General features: G+C 33.9%; 14 protein-coding genes. 12 read left to right on the forward strand and 2 right to left on the reverse strand.

Annotated elements, in window-relative coordinates; genetic code table 11:
• Nucleotides 1-17: 17 nt before the first annotated feature.
• The 12 genes from GSF08_RS02245 to GSF08_RS02300 are packed head-to-tail and all read left to right on the forward strand — an operon-like array spanning nucleotide 18 to nucleotide 12829.
• Nucleotides 18-1037, forward strand: a complete 1020-nt coding sequence (locus tag GSF08_RS02245; protein ID WP_160624249.1) for a hypothetical protein — start codon at nucleotides 18-20, stop codon at nucleotides 1035-1037.
• Nucleotides 1034-2188 carry an ATP-grasp domain-containing protein gene (locus GSF08_RS02250; protein ID WP_160624250.1) on the forward strand — a complete coding sequence of 385 codons (1155 nt, stop codon included), beginning with the start codon at nucleotides 1034-1036 and terminating at the stop codon, nucleotides 2186-2188. The genes GSF08_RS02245 and GSF08_RS02250 overlap by 4 nt, the downstream gene beginning before the upstream one ends.
• Nucleotides 2185-3303: a glycosyltransferase family 4 protein gene (locus GSF08_RS02255; RefSeq protein WP_160624251.1), complete on the forward strand. Its 1119-nt coding sequence runs from the start codon at nucleotides 2185-2187 to the stop codon at nucleotides 3301-3303. Before GSF08_RS02250 ends, GSF08_RS02255 begins: the two co-directional genes overlap by 4 nt.
• Nucleotides 3300-4607: a nucleotide sugar dehydrogenase gene (locus GSF08_RS02260; protein ID WP_160624252.1), complete on the forward strand. Its 1308-nt coding sequence runs from the start codon at nucleotides 3300-3302 to the stop codon at nucleotides 4605-4607. Before GSF08_RS02255 ends, GSF08_RS02260 begins: the two co-directional genes overlap by 4 nt.
• A gap of 52 nt (nucleotides 4608-4659) precedes the next feature.
• Nucleotides 4660-5568, forward strand: a complete 909-nt coding sequence (locus GSF08_RS02265; protein ID WP_160624253.1) for a UDP-3-O-(3-hydroxymyristoyl)glucosamine N-acyltransferase — start codon at nucleotides 4660-4662, stop codon at nucleotides 5566-5568.
• Nucleotide 5569: 1 nt separating this feature from the next.
• Entirely contained in the window at nucleotides 5570-6358 is a 789-nt protein-coding gene (locus tag GSF08_RS02270) for a polysaccharide deacetylase family protein (protein WP_160624254.1), read from the forward strand.
• A gap of 30 nt (nucleotides 6359-6388) precedes the next feature.
• Entirely contained in the window at nucleotides 6389-7366 is a 978-nt protein-coding gene (locus GSF08_RS02275; protein ID WP_249805814.1) for an SDR family oxidoreductase, read from the forward strand.
• Nucleotides 7363-7782 (forward strand): serine O-acetyltransferase, encoded by a 420-nt coding sequence (locus GSF08_RS02280; RefSeq protein ID WP_160624255.1) that lies wholly within the window; start codon nucleotides 7363-7365, stop codon nucleotides 7780-7782. The genes GSF08_RS02275 and GSF08_RS02280 overlap by 4 nt, the downstream gene beginning before the upstream one ends.
• A 24-nt stretch (nucleotides 7783-7806) precedes the next feature.
• Nucleotides 7807-8955 (forward strand): glycosyltransferase family 4 protein, encoded by a 1149-nt coding sequence (locus GSF08_RS02285; RefSeq protein ID WP_160624256.1) that lies wholly within the window; start codon nucleotides 7807-7809, stop codon nucleotides 8953-8955.
• On the forward strand, nucleotides 8945-10039 hold the full coding sequence (locus GSF08_RS02290) for a glycosyltransferase (RefSeq protein WP_160624257.1): 1095 nt from the start codon (nucleotides 8945-8947) through the stop codon (nucleotides 10037-10039). Before GSF08_RS02285 ends, GSF08_RS02290 begins: the two co-directional genes overlap by 11 nt.
• Nucleotides 10030-11316, forward strand: a complete 1287-nt coding sequence (gene wzy, locus GSF08_RS02295) for an O-antigen polysaccharide polymerase Wzy (protein ID WP_160624258.1) — start codon at nucleotides 10030-10032, stop codon at nucleotides 11314-11316. Before GSF08_RS02290 ends, wzy begins: the two co-directional genes overlap by 10 nt.
• A gap of 1 nt (nucleotide 11317) precedes the next feature.
• Nucleotides 11318-12829, forward strand: a complete 1512-nt coding sequence (locus GSF08_RS02300; RefSeq protein WP_160624259.1) for a lipopolysaccharide biosynthesis protein — start codon at nucleotides 11318-11320, stop codon at nucleotides 12827-12829.
• 493 nt (nucleotides 12830-13322) lie between these two features.
• On the opposite strand, the gene GSF08_RS02305 is transcribed toward GSF08_RS02300, so the two are convergent.
• Both GSF08_RS02305 and GSF08_RS02310 read right to left on the reverse strand, forming a co-directional pair.
• Nucleotides 13323-16514 (reverse strand): UvrD-helicase domain-containing protein, encoded by a 3192-nt coding sequence (locus tag GSF08_RS02305; protein WP_160624260.1) that lies wholly within the window; start codon nucleotides 16512-16514, stop codon nucleotides 13323-13325.
• Entirely contained in the window at nucleotides 16495-19140 is a 2646-nt protein-coding gene (locus GSF08_RS02310; RefSeq protein ID WP_160624261.1) for a PD-(D/E)XK nuclease family protein, read from the reverse strand. Before GSF08_RS02310 ends, GSF08_RS02305 begins: the two co-directional genes overlap by 20 nt.
• Between the last annotated feature and the right edge of the window lie 10 nt (nucleotides 19141-19150).

The raw sequence follows: 19150 nt of genomic DNA on the forward strand, positions 1-19150 counted from the left end.
GAAAGCAGGGTGTGTTTGTGATAAGAAAAGAAATAGGAAGTGATTGGGAAATATATATGAATAGATTTTTTTTACAAGACAATTTTTATTTCTTTCGTTCTTGTAGAGATGCACTGAACTATATCGCCCATTGCTTTAAATCAAATATTGAAGTTGTACTCCCAGCCTATTCTTGTGATTCGGTTATTACTCCATTTAGCAAAAAAGAAGATAATATCAAATTTTATGGGATTGATAATAATTTTAAATTTCTTAAATCAGAAGTAGAGGGATTGTGCGAAAAAGCTGATATTTTACTACTTATTGATTATTTTGGTATTTCTTGTGTAGATGAAGAATTTTTAAAAAAAATTAAAAATAAAAATCCCAATATCTGCATAATTATTGATAAAACGCAAAATTTTTTTGGAGATATTTGGTATTATGAATATGCAGATTATGTGGTTTGTAGTCTACGAAAATGGTTCAGTTTACCTGATGGAGGCTTGTTAGTATCAAAAAATAAACTAGATATTGAATTTCTAAACGATGACAGTTTTTATAATTTAAAATTGAACGCAGGATTTACGAAATATGAATATTTACACAATTTGTGTGATGATAAAAGTTATTTCTTAGATGCATCAAAAAAAGCTGATACTATACTTAGCAAAATGGATAATTATGCAATAAGCGATTTTAGTTATTTTAAATTGTTAACATATGATATAAGTCAAATAAAGAAGATTCGTGCAGGAAATTTTGTGTATTTAAAAGAAAATATGACAGATGTAAATATTAGTAAAATTGAAGCCTGCGAGAATAGTTTGTATTTCCCTATATTAACAAAAAATAGAGATGTTTTACAGCAATATCTTTCTGAAAACAATGTTTATTGCCCTGTAATCTGGGAGTTAGATCCCGAACAACGGATGTATGGTAAATGTGGCTATCTCTCTGATCATATTTTGTGTATTCCGATTGATCAGCGTTATACTCTGGATGATATGGAAGAAATTTGTTATAAGATAAATTGTTTCCAGGAGAAAAACTCATGAAAAAATTATGTATATTAGGTGGAAGTGAATTGCAATTACCATTAATTAAAGAAGCAAAACGCTCCAATATTATTACTTTAGTTGTAGATTGGGATGATACGTGTATTGGTAAAAAGTACGCTGATAAGTTTTACTGTTCAAGTACATTAGACTATGATGCGATATATAACATTGCATTAAAAGAAAATATCGATGGAATTGTTACGATTTGTAGTGATAAACCGATGCCGATTATTGCTAAAATCGGTGAACAACTAAACTTAAAGACTATATCTTGTGATGCGGCATTATCAGCAACAAATAAAGCTCTTATGAGATTAAGACTCAAAGCACATCAGGTACCCATACCGGAATTTTTTGTATGTAAAAACTTCAATGAGTTCAAAGCAGCAATTTTACATTTTTCGAATTCATTTATCGTAAAACCTAGTGATAATTCTGGATCTAGGGGGGTAGTATTAGCAAATAAAGATAGTGATTTATCGGCGGTATATCAATATTCATTAAGTAACTCTTCTAATAATGAAATTCTCGTTGAAGAGTATATGAAAGGATTTGAAGTAAGTGTTGAAATTTTTGTTGTGAATAATGATCCTCGGGTTATTCAGATAACAGATAAAATAACTACAGGAGCACCGCATTTTATTGAAATTGGTCATTTTCAGCCAAGCACAGTTAATCATAATTTATATGAAAAAATTTCAAAAGTTGCGATTTCGGCCGTTAAGGCATTAGCAATCGATCGTGGACCAGCACATGTAGAAATAATTGTCACTAAATCTGGGCCTAAAATAGTTGAAGTAGGAGCAAGACTTGGCGGTGACCATATAACAACCGATCTTGTTCCTATGTCTACAGGTATTAATATGGTAAAAATGTTGATCGATGACACATTATACAAAGTAAGCGAATTTACGGCAACAAAGAGTAATTTTTCCGGAATTTTGTACTTCAATGGTCCATCCACAATAGAGGAAGACCTGTTAAAATGCAAAAGCATCGTACGTTTTAGTTCAGATCAGCTGACTCAATATCAAAGAACTAAAGTTGAAAGTAGTAATGATAGAAAGGGTTATGCTTTATTTTGTAGTGAAGAAAAACATGTGATCGAAACTGATATGGAGCATATTAAGAGGTTAACATTTGTATGAATATTTTAATAATTGAAAATACTGCGGATTCATTGTGGAAGATAAGAGGGAACTTATTTCTGCGTTTATTAAAATTAGGAGCTAATATTACCATATGTGGCCCTGAGATTTATCATCAAAAAATTTACGAGTATGACGAACATGGTATTAAGTATTTCCATCTAGACGCAGATTCCCAAAATATTAACCCATTTAAAGAGATTAAAAGTTTAATTCGTATTAGAAGGCAGTTACTCAATTTGAAACCGGATGCTGTAATAGTGATTGGAATGAAATTCATCCCAACCTGTATTTTAGCTTCACGCTTTGCGAAGGTGCCTTATTTATTTAGCTATATAAATGGCGTAGGGAATTTGTTTATTCAAAATACGATGAAGTTTAAAATTGTTAGATTCATATCTTTTCCCATGTTAAAATTTGCTTTTTTCTCATCTGATTTGGTTTTTTTGCAAAATCAAGATGATATAGATGAATTGATAAATAGGCACTTACTTTCTCAAGAAAAGACCGTATTGACAGATGGATCAGGAGTTGATATGGAAAGGTATCAGCCTACTCCATATCCAGATCAAATTACGTTTACTTACATAGGAAGAATCTGTTCAGAAAAAGGAATTTTAGAGTTTTTAGAAGCTGCTGAAATTATAAAGGAAGTGTACCCGCATATTAGATTTATTGTTGTGGGAAATATTTACCGAGTTGACGATATTGGATTTGGGGAGAAAAAAAGGTGTTTATTGAAAAATGGCATTTTCGAGTATTATGAAGCTGTTGAAGATGTAAATGAGATTCTAGATAAAACAAGTGTAGTAGTTATGCCTTCTTATCGTGAGGGACTTTCTAGAGTTGTAATTGAAGGTATGGCTAAGAAGAGACCAGCAATAGTCAGTGATGTTCCAGGCAACCGTTCAGCCGTTGAACATAAAGTAAATGGATTGCGAATTCCTGTTCAAGATGCGAAAAGTTTAGCAATAGCTATGAAATATTTTATTGAGAATGAGGAGTCCATTGCAATTATGGGACTCAAAGGATACGAATTATGCAAATCAAAATTCGAAGTTAATAAAGTCAATGAAAAGATGGTAAAAAAATTATGGGAGGTAATGAATAAATGAATAATTATGAAAGATTATGCAAGAAGGAAGCACAATTAAGTTTAATTGGTTTGGGTTATGTAGGAATGCCTATCGCAGTTGCCTTTTCTCAAAAAGTAAAAGTCATAGGTTTTGATGTAAATGAAGATAAAGTGAATCTTTATAAACAAGGTATTGATCCTACTAAAGAAGTTGGAAATGATGTTGTTAAAAATTGTAATGTGAATTTCACAAGCGATGAAAAAGCACTAAAGGACTCAATTTTTCATATAGTGGCTGTTCCAACACCAGTTAAATCTGATCATACACCAGAATTACGGCCAGTTATCAGCGCTAGTCATACTGTTGGCAGAAATTTGACAAAAGGTTCAATTGTTGTTTATGAATCTACGGTGTATCCGGGAGTAACAGAAGAAATCTGTATTCCTATTTTGGAAGCGGAATCTGGATTAAAGTGCGGATTAGACTTTAAAGTCGGTTATTCTCCAGAGCGCATTAATCCAAGTGACGAGGTACACAAATTAAATAACATTACCAAAATTGTTTCTGCTTGCGATGAAGAAGCTCTGGAGGAAATTGCTAAGGTATATGAATTAGTTGTAGAGGTTGGGGTATATAAAGCAGAATCAATAAAAGTTGCTGAAGCAGCTAAAGTTATTGAAAATTCGCAACGAGATATTAATGTAGCGTTTATGAATGAACTGTCTATTATCTTTAATAAGTTGGGAATAGATACACAAGCTGTTTTGAAAGCAGCTGGAACTAAATGGAATTTTCTAAATTTTTATCCTGGGCTTGTAGGAGGGCATTGTATAGGTGTTGATCCATATTACTTAACATATAAAGCAGAGTCTGTGGGATATCATTCGCAGATAATTTTATCGGGGCGCAGAATTAATGATGAAATGGGTAAATATATCGCAGAAAATACAATAAAACATTTGATAAAAGCGGATATCAATATAAAAAATTCCAAAATAGGTATTTTAGGTTTTGCTTTTAAAGAAAATTGTCCTGATACTAGAAATACTAAAATAATAGATATCATAGACGAACTTAAAGAATATGGAGTAGTTCCTATCGTTGTTGATCCTGTTGCAGATATGGAGGAAGCAAAAGATTTATATGGTATAAATTTGAAACCTATGAGTGAACTAGTAAATCTAGATGCGTTGATTATTGCTACACAACATCATGAGTTTAAAAACATAAAAAAGCAAAGTTTTGATTCTATGTTTAATGATAAAAGAATCTTAATTGACGTCAAAGGAATTCTGGATAAACATGAATACGTTTCTGATGGATATATTTATTGGCGGTTATAGTAGTTTCGGGTTAATCAATTGTAGACCATTCTGGTAGAAAGGTAAAGATACTATGTACTCTATAAACGATGTTCTTAAAATATTAGAAAAAGGAAAGGTGAAGTATAAATATAACTACTTAGCCGAAATATCTATAAATGCTTTTAGTTCTCTCAATGATTTAAAAGAGAATTCAATAACGTGGGTTAAGCATATAAATGAACATTCAGTAGCATATCTAAAGAATACTTCAAACGTGTTGTTTCTGTGTGATATTGATGAATATAGGGAAGACTTAGATAATGTTATTTTTGTCGCTAATTTAAAAAGAACTTTTTTCAGAATTATAAAAGAGTTTTTTGGTGAAATGGATTATGATCAACAGATACCAAAAGTAGAAAAAAGTGCTATTGTTCTTTCTGAAAAAATTGGAAACTCTGTATATATTGGACATCATTCATTCATAGATCGAAACGTATCTATAGGAAATAATGTTACAATACTGCATAATGTTGTAATCCAAGGTAATGTGTCAATCGCAGATGATGTGTTTATCGAATCTGGTGCAAATATTGGTGTATGCGGATTTGGATACTATTTGAATGAGCAGAATAAATCTGAACGTGTTCCTCATCTTGGCAGAATTATTATTGGTAACAAAGTAGTTATTGGGGCTGGAACATGTATAGCACGCGGAAGTTTAAATGACACAATCATTGAAGATAATGTGAAAATAGATAACTTATGTCATATAGCTCACAGTGTTCATCTAAGAGACGGGGCAATGATTACAGCATGTTCTGAGATATCGGGAAGTGTTACCATTGGAGAGAATACTTGGTTGGGACCTAACACTTCGATAAAAAATGGATTGACCCTTGGGAACAATGTATTTACAGGGATTGCTACTAATGTTGTAAAGGATGTTCCTGACGATACTCTTATTTACGGGAACCCGGGAAAAATTAAAGGAGAAAAATGACATGCACGAGTTTTTGCCAAGTTATAGTGAATATGAAAAAATACTAAAAAATCTTATCAATAGTGGAAAATATTGTGATTATTCTGAAGCACCGAGAAAAGATAAGTTTATTGTTTTAAGACACGATATTGAATTTTCGATTGATAGGGCTTACTATATGAGCTTATTAGAAACAAAGTATGGACTAGTATCATCCTATTTTGTACAAATTACTAATAACTCATATAATGCATTTTCTCAGAAAAATATTAAAATGCTCCAAGAAATGATACGAAATGGGCATCATGTTGGTCTTCACTATCATTGTAATGGATGCCTTGATTCAAAGAAAATAAAAAAAGGAATCAAAAATGAAATTCCTGTTTTAGAAAGTATGTTAGGCAATGATATTAAAATAGATCGATTTTCCATGCATAGACCTGCAAAACAAAGCAGGTATTGGGAAATAAAAATACCTAATATAATAAATACTTATGCAGAAGATTATTTTGTATTTGATGAAAATGCAAATATAACTTCGAATTTAGGTGTGAAATATATTTCAGATAGTAAGCATAGATGGAACTATGGCTTTCCCGATGAAAAAACATTACGTGAAAATGATAAAATACAAATATTAATACATCCATTTAGCTGGACCGAAAAAGGATTAAGTAATGAAAATAATTTTAAGTCTTTAATTAATGAAAAAACGTTAGAATTAATGGATACGTTTAGTAATGAATTTCAACGTTATGAGGAATGTAGAGAAAATATTCATAGTGAATATATTAAGTTGAAATATAAGTGATAAATAATTAATAATATTATAGGAGGAATCATGGTGAGATATTGTGAATTGAAATTTGAAGAAAACAGTGTATTTTTAGTTACTGGAGGAGCTGGATTTATAGGCTCTAACTTATGCGAAGCATTATTAAATATGGGATATAAAGTTATATGTCTAGATAACCTTTCCACTGGAAAAAAAGAAAATGTAGATATGTTTATAAAATCTCCCAATTATACATTTATACAAGGAGATATTACCGATTTTGATACTTGTATGAATGCATGTAAAAATGTTGATTACGTACTTCATCAAGCTGCATGGGGGTCGGTACCGAGAAGCATTGAAATGCCTTTGTATTATGAGAAAGTAAATATCGGTGGAACATTAAATATGATGGAGGCCGCACGTCAGAATAACGTCAAAAAATTCGTGTATGCATCAAGTTCATCAGTATATGGTGATCATCCTGTTCTGCCAAAAGTTGAGGGGAAAGAGGGGAATGTTATCAGTCCGTACGCTTTAACTAAAAGGGTAAATGAAGAATATGGTAAATTGTATAAAAAACTTTATAATCTGGATACATATGGTATGCGTTATTTTAATGTGTTTGGTAGACGTCAAGATCCTGATGGTGCATACGCTGCTGTGATTCCAAAATTTATAAAACAATTATTAAATAACGAGCAACCTAAAATAAATGGTGACGGGAAACAATCTCGTGACTTTACTTACATCGATAATGTAATAGAGGCTAACTTAAAGGCATGTCTCGCATCTAGTGAGGCCGCTGGCGAAGCTTTTAACATAGCTTATGGAGGCAGAGAGTATTTAATTGATGTATATAACCATTTATGTGATGCGTTGGATATACATATAGATCCATCTTTTGGTCCGGATCGAAATGGAGATATCAAGCATAGTAATGCAGATATAACGAAAGCAAGAAAGTTGCTTGGATACGATCCAGAATATAGCTTTGAAGAAGGTATTAATTTGGCTATTGATTGGTACAAAAATCATTTATGAGAATATCTAAAATAATAAAATCAAAATGGATTAATGCTAGTATAATCTTAAAAAGATTAGCGAAAGTATATCTTAGAATAGTTTATAGTTGTGATATTCCAATTGGTTTGAAAATCGGAAATAATGTTTACTTTGCACATAATGCTCTAGGTGTTGTTATTCATAGAGGAGTCATTATTAAAGATAATGTCAAAATATTTCAAAATGTGACTATAGGCACAAATCTAGGTGAAGATGATGAAATGTTAGCACCCGTCATAGGTAATAATGTAATTATCTGTGCTGGTGCAAAAATAATTGGACATATAGAGATAGGTGATAATGTAATAATTGGCGCAGGCGCTGTTGTACTTAAAAATGTAGATAGTGATGTGATAGTAGCAGGAAATCCTGCAAAAGTAATAAAAAAAAGATAAATGTATTAGAAACGAGGAATCTAAATGAATCTATATTATATTTGTGACATAGGTTTTTCTAAAAATGAGAATGAGATTTATACAACAAGAGGCAATATTAATGCATTAGAACGATTTAGTGGGTATTTTGATAAAATTTATATAATTTGTAGAAACAGAAAAACCGTTGTTAATGATGGCGGTATTAAATTAGGATGCAAGTATAATATGTTCATTTTAGAAGACATTAAAATCAGTGATGGTATAACTTTTTTTAAGAAAAATCACAAAAATAAAAGAACTATTAAGAATATATTAAAGAATTGCAATCAAAATGATATAGTGATAGGTCTTGGACTAAATGGCTCAGTTGGATTAAGAATAGCCAATAACTTACATTTAAAAACGATAGGGTATATTGGAGGCAGTGGAATTTTAAGTGCTAAAAAAGAATTTCAACTAGATCATAGCTTTAGTCAGCTAGTGAAAAATCTCATTATTCATTACTATCAAAAAAAGCTTGTTAAGAGTGCTGATTATATGCAATATGTTTCTCCATATTTGAAAGAGGAATATTCAACTTTTCAGCCTGCCTTAATATCTTCCTCTGTTTTGATTGAAAATATTACAAAAGAAATTGTAAAACAACGAAAGAATAAAGTTAATACATATACAATTGGTATTGTTGGTTTTTTAAGTGAGATGAAAGGTACAAGCTTCGCAATTGAATTATTAGAATCACTACCGCCAGAGTGGAACTTGAAAATAGTAGGACGCGGGGATATTGATCATTATATGAGTGTGGCCCAAGAACATAGTGTTGCAAATCGCGTGAAATTGTTAGGACAGTTAAAAACAGAGAAGCAGATTTTTGATTTTCTCGACGGAGTGGATATCTATATTCAGCCTAGTGTGAGCGAAGGATTGCCGAGAGCAACTATTGAAGCAATGAGCAGAGGATGCCCTGTTATTGCTAATCAAGTCGGCGGTCTTGTAGATATAGTGGATAAAGAAAATTTGTTTCCTATTAATGATATAAGTGGATATGCTGATAGAATACTCCAGATATCAAAAGATCCAGGGTTACTCGAAAAAATGCAAAATCATAGTTTTGAGGTAGCAGCTCAATTTGAAAATGATATTATTCAAAATAGATATGATAAATTTTGGAAGGAGATAATTTATGGAAAATAAAATTCTTCATGTTGTCTCTAACATGGATCGTGGCGGTATTGAAACACTTGTACTAAATTTAAACACTTTAATGTTGGGCTCTGAATATACTTTTGATTATGTTATACATGGAGATGATGTTGGTCATTATGAGAAAGAGTTAAAAGAGCTTCATGCAAAGATTTATCATTTCCCTAAATTTAAATTGGTGAATACCTTGCAATATATTAGATATTGGCGGCGCTTTATGAACTGCCACCCTGAGTATAAAATAATTCATTGTCATATTCGAAGTTATGCTAGTGTTATTTATTTTGCTGTTAAAAGATTTCATCTCAAATTTATAATCCATAGTCATAATACTAGCAATGGAATGGGATTAAAAAATAAGATAAAGGATATTTTGCAAATCCCTTTTAAACTTAATCTGCAAAATGTCTATCGATTGGCCTGTTCTAAGGATGCTGGAGATTGGCTTTTTGGAAAGAAAAAGTATTATATTTTAAGAAATGGTATTTTGACAGACAACTTTCGGTTTAATGCCTGTGTTCGCAAACAGATTAGGACTAAATATGGATTCCAAAATAAACATGTATTGGGCCATATTGGAGGGTTTAGAAAACAAAAGAACCATATGTTTTTATTAGACGTATTCAAAAAGTATTGTGAGCAGGATGAAGATGCTAGGTTAGTGCTTTTAGGTTCAGGTGATTTATATGACGATGTAATATTAAAAAGTAAAGAACTTCATATTTATGATAAAATAACTTTTGTTGGAAATGTTAGTAATGTTCATGAATATATGAATATGTTTGATATTTTTGTATTTCCTTCTTTGAACGAAGGGCTTCCGCTTGTTTTAGTGGAGGCTCAAATGAATGGCTTGGTATGTATAGTTTCTGATCAAGTACCTAATGAAGTTGCTTTGACTGAACATTTATATTTTCTGCCTTTGAATGACAAAAATAAATGGTGTAATACAATTGCAGATAATATTGATGCAAACCGGTATGATGCTACTATAAACATCAAGCAAAAGGGATATGATTTGCAAAGTTCTGTTGAGCAGCTAAAAGCGATATATGGTGAATTATTATGCAAATAAAAAAAAGTAGTCTTATTTTTTATTTTTTTGTTTTAATTCTAACTGTTGTAATTTTTACTGTCAATGATATAACCACTAGTATCATAACTTTTATTTTATTTAATATTTTGTATTACATATTTCATGGTTTTAATGTTATCCGACCAGATTGTTGGTTTATACCTGTTTATAGTCTTTACTCAACTGCCTTTGCAATTTTAAGCAAAATGGGGGAGTTTTCATCTTATGTAGCAACTAACAAGCATTTACTACTAAGTTGGATAGGCTTAATAACGTTTTGCTTATGCGTGAATAAAAAAAATGTTGTATATGATAAAGCTCGTTTAGGGATAAAGATTGAAAAAAGTATAATTATTACAGCAATTTTACTTGTAGTGGGGATTACCCTTCTTTATAATTACTATCTTCTGAAGAATCCTGTATATAATAAAATTGATGTAGCAAATTCAAATAATATTATTGTGTTAATGGGGAATTTGATATTACCCAATCTATCTTTATTTTTTGTTTTAATGATGTTTTTTACTAATCTTAGTGGTCGCACAAAGAAGATTATTTTCGCAATTTTAATAGCATTATTATTGTTAACCTTTTTAGTTAATGGGGATAGATCTTTAGTGATAAAAAATGCTATATGTGGTATTCTTGTATATCATATTTTAATAAAAAAAATAACCTTTAAAAAAGCAATAATTGTTGGATTTTCCGCGATGCTTGCATTATCAATCATGTCCCCGCTCAAGATGGTATTGCTGCGGCAGGAAAGCAGTTATGCTGTTGCAAAAGAAGATAATCGTAATTTTGTTGTTAAGTTGTTGGAGTCAGATTTTCATGCAGCGGGATTGAATTTAAATACGTTAGCAAATGGAAGAGATCAATATGATTTAAAGTACGGTGAAACATGGCTGTATGATATTATTAGACCATTTGATATGGTTTTGCCAATAGATATTTCTAATTACAGCTCAATGAAGTGGTATCAAAACTTTTTTTACCCTGGAAAAGTAACTGGAATGGGTTTTACTCTTACTGGAGAAGGATATATCAATTTTGGTGTCTTAGGTGTAATAATTGAAATGATGGCCGTAGCTGCATTAGTCAATTACTTATATAAATTATCTTCTAGATCAGGATTAACAATAAGCTTATATATTTGTATGATTCCTATTTTTATGTATGCTAATCGTGCAGATTTAGCTAATATCCTTAGTCCTTTAATCAAAATGTTGATACCCTTAGGAATATTTTATTTATTTATGGATAAAAGAGAAATTTGATATGCGGAAAAAATATACTATTTATAATTTGATTTCATCTTTGGGTGGTCAAATGATATCTTTATTAATTGGCATTGTAGCAAGAGCATACTTTGTGCGTTACTTGGGTATAGAAATGTCTGGACTTAATTCATTGTGTACAACTATTATTTCCAGTTTATCTATTGCTGAATTGGGTATCGGTGACGCTATAACATTTAATTTATATAAGCCACTTGCAGAAAATAATCGGCATAGAATTATTGCTTTAATGGGTTATTTTAAGAAAATATATGTAGTTATCGCTTTCGTTGTTCTAGTCTTAGGCGGTATTATGATCCCGTTTTTACCTTATTTTACAAATAATCTTGATTATATTTTAGTCTTAGGTGTATTTTTAATTTTCTTGATCAATTCATTTATTTCATATTTCTTTTCTTATAAACGAGTCATGCTGTTTTCTAATCAAAAGGATTATTTAATTTCTTCTATACATTACATGTTTTATTTCGCTCAGAATATTTTACAGATTATTGTTTTAGTTTTGACCAGTAATATTTACCTGTTTTTACTATTAATGGTTTTAGCAACTTTAGGTGAAAATTTCTTAATTTCTTATATTGTTGATAAAAAATATAAATATTTACGCAATAAAAAAGTTTTGTTAGATAAAAGAAGTAAAAAAGAATTATTTCGTGATGTTAAATCTACGTTGATGTTTAAATTAGGACGTTTAATAACAGAAAATGAGGATAATCTTATAATATCATTTTTTATAGGTGTAAGTAATGTGGGGATTTACGCTAATTATCTTTTAATAATGACTTCACTTAGAAGTATCTTGTTGAAAATCTTTAAAAGTTGTTTAGCCAGTCTTGGTAATTTAAATGCTGAGAAGGATGACGATTATAACTATGTTATAACAAATGTTTTGGCATTCATTAATCTTATAATATCAGGATTTGTATTTGTGGAGTTTTCTCTTCTTATAAATCGATTCATACCTTTGTGGGTGGGGAAAAAATATTTGTTTACGGATAAAATTGTTATTTTACTTGGATTTATTATTTTTCTGCAGTGTAGTCGAGCTATTTTTTCTACTTTCCGAGACGGTTTTGGATTATTTAGAGTTTTTAATTGGCGAACATTGGCGGAGGCTTTTGTTAATTTTGTATTATCAGTGTTTTTAGTTAAAAAAATCGGTATATATGGGATATTTTTAGGAACTGCAATTAGTAATGTTTTGTTTTTTATAATTGAGCCAATTATGGTTTATAGTTATAAATTTCATAAACCTGTTCGTCATTATTTATTATTATTTATTAAAATTTTAGGAGTTTCTGTATTTTGTATAATTATTATGGGACGATTATCAAGTAGTCTATACATCAATTGGATTTCTTTACTTATTTTGGGCTTTAGTACTATGATCGTTTATTTAATAATAGTATATCTAATGCTAAGAAAAGATAAATCATTCATATTTTTACGTAATATTGGAATGGATTATTTTCAAAAAATTAAAAATAGGTAGATATTAATCTAAGCAAAGGATCAAGCTATTTATTATTTATACTAGGTGAAAGGGATGTGAAATGAAGTGAATAATTTCGTAATGTGCACCAATATAGATTAAGCGTATCTTTATAATTCTTAATTCATTTATACAACACCATAATACACAAAACCAGCTCCACTTTTGCTATTCTGATATTGAGAGTGACAAGCTTCATATGTATAGTGAAAGGAGAGCTTTTATTTTGTCTAAAAGAATCAATCAATCCTATTTTTGATTGCATATTAGTTAGTAGTATTTCAATACCAAAATTTGAATCTTTAAAAAGTATTTCAAAATTTTGTGTAAACTCTAAATATGTAGGAAGAATCAGTGAGTGGTAGAACTTCTTTTTCTATTTATTAAATAACCTAGAACTCCTAAAAAGGTACACATTCTCGGCTCTGATATTTCATGTGCTTTTTTTATATATTTAAATTTTATATGAGAAATCACAATTAATAATTATTGATTAAAAGAGCGAAATCATTTTAGCTAGCTTCAGGGAATAAATGTATATCTGAATTTTAAGTCCTGGATGCATTAGCTGAAACGCCTGTTTATATTGCTTCAGCTGATCCTGATATCGTACAATATACTCTTTTTCATCCATATTATGATCACTTTTGAAATCAATGATAACTGCTTGCTTCTCATTATACGCTACAAAGTCTATATAGCCGTGCAGAATCGTTTCTTTATCCTTAATGGTATAAGAATACTCAAAGTAGTGATTCGGCAATGAGAGGGCCTCCAAAAACAGTTTGTTTTGATATAATGCTTGTACCTCAGATCGATCCTGATCCTGAATTTGATAACCGGCAATTTCTTTGGCATCCTTCAGCTTTTCATAATTTGCGATAAGTTCATGTAATGCGGTACCCCGATCAGCCCCCTTCTTGACAGGACATAACTCAAGTACGGATAAATCACGCTGATGAGCGGCGCTGGCAGTCTGAAAATGTACGGACTGATTGACATAATCATAGGCAGGCAGGATCATTGACTGCTGTTTATCTTGGATGTTTTTAATGCTTGACCGCATATGAATCACATGCTCATAGGTAAACAGCGCGCTATGCTCTTTTAAAAATGCATAAAGAATCCATGAGGAATATCCGCCTCTTTGATAGATGCGGCTTTGTGACAAATCATTTTGGTATTTTTCTTCATCTTTTACATAATCCACAATATGCATCTCTTCCTGAGCACGGGTCAGTGCAACATACAGGATTCGCATTTCCTCCTCCAGTTCTTCACGATTTTTTTTCTGTTCCATAGCAATTCGCGGTATTGTTGTGCGTACAAAACGCTGGGGCAGCTCCATGTGCTTCATGGCCAGACCCAAATCGTTGTCAATCAGCACCATTTCTTTAAAATCAATTGCCGGCTGCTGGGAATTGGACCACAGGAAGACGACCGGAAACTGAAGCCCTTTCGACTGGTGAATGCTCATCACCCGCACCACGTCATCATCGCTGCCGATCGGTATCGCTTCGGCAGTTTCCATGTCGGCAATTTCATCAACATATTTCAAGAATCCGGAAATGCTGAGTGATTCTTGTTTTTCCTTTTGATCAGCTATTTGATACAGCAAATCGAGATTTGTCCGATCCTGCAGGGTGATTTGCTTTTGATAGAATTGCTGAATCTCGTAAATTGATAAAATTTCCTCGGTGAGCGTCTTTGTATAAATCTCCTGAATGTGTTCCTCCAATATTTCAAATCCTTCAAAAGGGTATTTTTGATAATATGTATAATAGGACTCATTCGGTGCTTTTAAAAGTGCGGCTTGTGCCAGATCTTCACTGCTTCTTTGCCCAAGCGCAGATAAAAGGACGGAGACCATAGCGATATCATCATGCGGATTGATGCACATTCTCAAGAATGACAGAAGAATCTGTACTGCATCTGACTGGTAAAATCCACTTTTTACATCAATGAATGAAGGAATATTTTGTTCATCTAAAGCGGCCTTCATATCATCCTTGCGGGCATTTCCCCGAACCAAAACAACAAAATCTTTCCAGCTTCGATGATCCTGCTGCTTTAACTCTAAAATTTTGGATGCAATATAAGAAGCCTTGCACACATTGGTATGGATCGCATATCCTGCTTCTTCTTTTAAAGCGGTGTAATCCAAAGCATGAAAGCAGATCGGCTTGTTATGCGTTTGTTGGGCGGGAGCACCGGTGGTCACATAGTCACTGCTTGCGTAGGAGCTTTCAAAACCCTTGATGTTCATGAGCTTGTCAAACAGCTGATTATTAAAATCAACGATCATCTGCTTTGATCGATAATTGCTTCTTAGGTAAATGATATCATCCTGTTCCCCCGCGTGTTCAATTAAGCCTTTCATCAATTGCGGCTTGGCATGACGAAAACCGTAGATCGACTGTTTGATATCGCCTACTCGAAATACATTATCGGGCTTGCAGATGAGTGAAACCAATGTATGCTGAACATCGTTGCTGTCCTGGAATTCATCGACCATGATCTCTTTAAACTGATCTCGGTATCGATCGGCAATCCTCCCATTATCGGCTTGTAGGATTGCTAAAGCAAAGTGCTCCATGTCATCAAAATCGATACCGCCTGCTCGTGCTTTTTCCTCGGCAAAGTATTGCAAATAATCTTTTGTGATCTCCAAAAGCTTATCAAGATCACGTGACTGCGCTTCAAGATCCTTCAGCAAAGTGATTTCCGAATGCAGATCAGCCAGAGCGGAATCCTCCATTTCATGGATCTGTTTACGCAAATCTCCATATGTTTTATCATCCCGATTGGGAGCGGTAGGCAGAATAACGCGGCAGGCATTGATGAAATTCATACGGAATGCTTCATAAGCTTGCGTATCCAAGCAGGGTTTAACAAGCTTCAGCGCTTCTATCTTTTTCTCGATGACCGCTTGTTTCTTCTCTTCCTTTGGATAGCGGACAGCGATAAGCTGATACAGCTCCTTGGTGGATTCCATAATCGTTTCCCAGATCATCTGATAGGCGTCAAAGAAATTTTGCTGAACCGATGAAGGAAGCTCTGTAAGTGATGAAAAATGTCCATAGGAAGCTTGTATCATTTGAAAATATGCCTGCTGATCCGATTGTGAGGAAGCAGCGGAAGCAATCCCGGTAATGATTTGACGGAAGCTTTCTTCACTCTCACTTCGTGCGGAAAAATATTGGGCAAGCGACAGAAAGACCGGATCCTTTTTTTGATACTGATTCGCAAAGGCACGTTCCATTGCCTGTTCAGCACACAGCTTTACGGTATTCTGATCGAGAATTGTGCTGATTCGGCTATGTGGCAAATGCAATACATAATAATATTTTTGAACGATGGATAAGCAAAAGGAGTGAATGGTCGATATATAAGCATTTTGAAGCTGTGACAGCTGTGTTTGTATGTAATTCTGTTCAAGAGGATCATGCGTATTTTCAAGCTTATGATGAAGCTGGTCTGCCAATCTTTTTTTCATTTCGCTGGCTGCTGCTTCGGTAAAGGTCATGGCCAGGATTTCACGAATCTGAATGCGGTCATCAAGTACCCGCCGCACCAATCGTTCAATCAAAACGGTTGTTTTTCCGGCTCCGGCGGATGCAGAGACAATGACGTTTTTATTTCTGGAAGTAATTGCACGCAGCTGATCAGGATTCCAATTCGGCATGGCCTTTCCCCCCTTTCCGATATAGTGTGTCATCTGGTTCTACCAGAGGTTCTTTTTCATGGGTCAAACCATGATAACGGCAGATTGCATGATAGGGACAGAACTGACATGCGTTTTGAGCAGGAGTCAGATCAAACTGACCGTCTTGAATACGGGAGGTAATTACTGCATACATCTGTTTTACTAATGCTCGCAGCACGTCGATATCATATACTTTTCGTATACTGATTTCCTCATTCTTATTCATGCGGAATCCTTTTATATGCCGTCCGTCATCATCCATCAGCTGCCCATCTGTCTCAAAGGTCCAGCCATCCAGCCGATGTACTTTTATTTTTTGTTCTTCATAATCCGATTTGTCGAATGGAACATATTCAACCGGCCGGCGTTTCATTTTACCGGCGTCGGCTTGAATATTTTCGGTTTTCAGTGAAATATAGTACGCGCCACCGGGCTTTTTTTGAAATGTGTCTTGTGCGATCAGCGCGTAGGTGAGAAGCTGGAGCTGCTGGGCAGCGAATACTTTTGTTTCCGACAGATTTTTCCGGGAACTTTTATAGTCGATGATTCGAATCAAATCATCACAGACATCCAATCGATCAATGATTCCCTTTACGGTCAAGGTCATATGTTTACCTAAAATCATGGAATACTCAAACGGATACTCACATGCGGCAGGCTGATAGCTTGTATGCTGTTCCATATCCTTTAAAATATCCATCATCGAAATCAGACTGCGGAAAAGGCGTTCCTCTAATATTTCAAAAACATTCTGCTGAGCAGTATAAATATTTCCGGCTTTCGTAAGCTCAGTATGTATAAGCTGCCGAATTTCCTCTGGCTTGGTGTTTGCGTACTGCTTACCGTATTTCTCTACCAGCGTTTCCAATACAAAGTGAGCCAGAGTACCGATACGGTTGGAAGAAAACGTATTGTCGAGCGGTTCCCGAATATTTAAACCATATTTCAAAAAATAGGAAAAAGGACAGCTGATATAGCGTTCTAAGGAAGAAATTGACCCGTGCATCATACCGTTTTTAACAAAGAGCTGTTTTGCGGTAGCGGGGTGGATATTCGGTTTCAATAAATTCTTGTTAAATTCTGAAAAAAGCGGGTACGGAACTGATTTTTTTTGGGAGAATAATTCTATTTCCAGGGCTGCTTCCTGCCCTTTGCCGCTGAAATCTCCTTGTGAATAGGAAAGGATCAGATGCTGGCAGTCCTTCATTACCGCTTCCGTCTGATATAAATGCTTTTGATAGCGTTCCTCCATAGAAGGGAAAGCGATTTTACTGACATAGGCTTCATCGAAAAATCCCTTTTGCGATGGAAATCCCGGATAATTTGCCTGCGTACATCCCATTACAAATAAATAGGAACGCGGCGGCAGCGGCCGTGCAAGATCAGTTATGAAAGCTCCCTGATAAGCGTCGGGGTTAACACTGCTGCTGAGAGTGTGCAGATAGTGTATGAAAAATAATAAATCCTCAGGCTGGTGAAGCTGTGGATACACATTCTGAAAGAGCTTTTGAAGTTTTTCCAGCTGCCGCTGATCGTTTTGTAAAATAGAGTAAATTTGATCATAAACAGCTCTCAACAAGGTATCGTAAGTATTTGCCTGCAGAATCAAATTGAGTTTGGATACAACCTCCTGACGCGCTTCTTCGGCGCAGGCTTCCAACCGGTCGAGCCGTTCTTTGTCATGCTTATTTATCAGCTCACTCATTAGATCCTGTTTCCGAATATGGTGAAAAGCTTTTTGAATATCTGCATCAAACAACTGTATATATTCTATCAGCTGCGGCAAATACGGATGCTTCATGAAATCGCTGTTCAGCACGGCAAACAAATTTTCATTGGTCGGATTCAAATAATATGTCAATAATTTCGCGGTGATCAGTATGGATACATCGCGGGCATTTTCATGAAGGATTGTGAAGGGAATTTGATAATGCTTGAAGGTTTGCTTTATATAAGGAAGTAAATTGGGGTCACTCAGCATGATTACACAGGATTCTGCATTGATGTGATGCCGAAGGATATATTGAGCACAGGATTCCGCCTCCTGACGAATATTGATCGCATGATAGAACTCTATTTGCGGCTGCTGATCCTGCTGATCAAGAAAAACAGCTCCTTTTTCACATAAGCGCTTTACCAGAATATCTGTGGCTGCTGGGTAGCGTGTCGGCATAACATATACATTTTCATCAATACTTTCTACTTGATTACAATGTTGTATCAGATCATCGGCTTTGGTATGCAAACTACAAAGAATATTCAGGATTTCCGCAAGTGCAGCTTCTTCGGCGGTGTCCCGCGGCAGGCTTTCCAGTGCGATGTCATATATTTTTAAGAGCTCTGCAAATTGCAGGCATTCAATAAGAAAGGATGGATCCTGAAGCTGTGTTTTAAATATATTGTCAGGTTGATTCGCCAGCAGCTTCCTCGCCTGGAACAGCTGTTCGACAGGATTGTATGAAGCGTGCTTGTTCAGCCAATTTTCGACCGATAGAATATCAATATTTGCGTATCCTGCATCACTTGAAAAAAGCACGCGTAAAAAGCCGTGCTGGTGGGCTGGAGCTAATAGAGTGGCATTTTGAGGCAGGTTCTTCATATCCATGGGAAAACCA

The organism is Copranaerobaculum intestinale, assembly GCF_009831105.1.
Taxonomy (GTDB): domain Bacteria; phylum Bacillota_I; class Bacilli_A; order Erysipelotrichales; family Erysipelotrichaceae; genus Copranaerobaculum; species Copranaerobaculum intestinale.

What these genes read in the sequence shown, in the direction of transcription:
- GSF08_RS02255 (WP_160624251.1), top strand. Translation starts at nt 2,185, where the DNA reads ATGAATATTTTAATAATTGAAAATACTGCGGATTCATTGTGGAAGATA.
- GSF08_RS02305 (WP_160624260.1), bottom strand. Translation starts at nt 16,514, where the DNA reads ATGCCGAATTGGAATCCTGATCAGCTGCGTGCAATTACTTCCAGAAAT.
- GSF08_RS02290 (WP_160624257.1), top strand. Translation starts at nt 8,945, where the DNA reads ATGGAAAATAAAATTCTTCATGTTGTCTCTAACATGGATCGTGGCGGT.
- GSF08_RS02260 (WP_160624252.1), top strand. Translation starts at nt 3,300, where the DNA reads ATGAATAATTATGAAAGATTATGCAAGAAGGAAGCACAATTAAGTTTA.
- GSF08_RS02285 (WP_160624256.1), top strand. Translation starts at nt 7,807, where the DNA reads ATGAATCTATATTATATTTGTGACATAGGTTTTTCTAAAAATGAGAAT.
- GSF08_RS02300 (WP_160624259.1), top strand. Translation starts at nt 11,318, where the DNA reads ATGCGGAAAAAATATACTATTTATAATTTGATTTCATCTTTGGGTGGT.
- GSF08_RS02280 (WP_160624255.1), top strand. Translation starts at nt 7,363, where the DNA reads ATGAGAATATCTAAAATAATAAAATCAAAATGGATTAATGCTAGTATA.
- GSF08_RS02250 (WP_160624250.1), top strand. Translation starts at nt 1,034, where the DNA reads ATGAAAAAATTATGTATATTAGGTGGAAGTGAATTGCAATTACCATTA.
- GSF08_RS02265 (WP_160624253.1), top strand. Translation starts at nt 4,660, where the DNA reads ATGTACTCTATAAACGATGTTCTTAAAATATTAGAAAAAGGAAAGGTG.
- GSF08_RS02310 (WP_160624261.1), bottom strand. Translation starts at nt 19,140, where the DNA reads ATGGATATGAAGAACCTGCCTCAAAATGCCACTCTATTAGCTCCAGCC.
- GSF08_RS02270 (WP_160624254.1), top strand. Translation starts at nt 5,570, where the DNA reads ATGCACGAGTTTTTGCCAAGTTATAGTGAATATGAAAAAATACTAAAA.
- wzy (WP_160624258.1), top strand. Translation starts at nt 10,030, where the DNA reads ATGCAAATAAAAAAAAGTAGTCTTATTTTTTATTTTTTTGTTTTAATT.
- GSF08_RS02275 (WP_249805814.1), top strand. Translation starts at nt 6,389, where the DNA reads ATGGTGAGATATTGTGAATTGAAATTTGAAGAAAACAGTGTATTTTTA.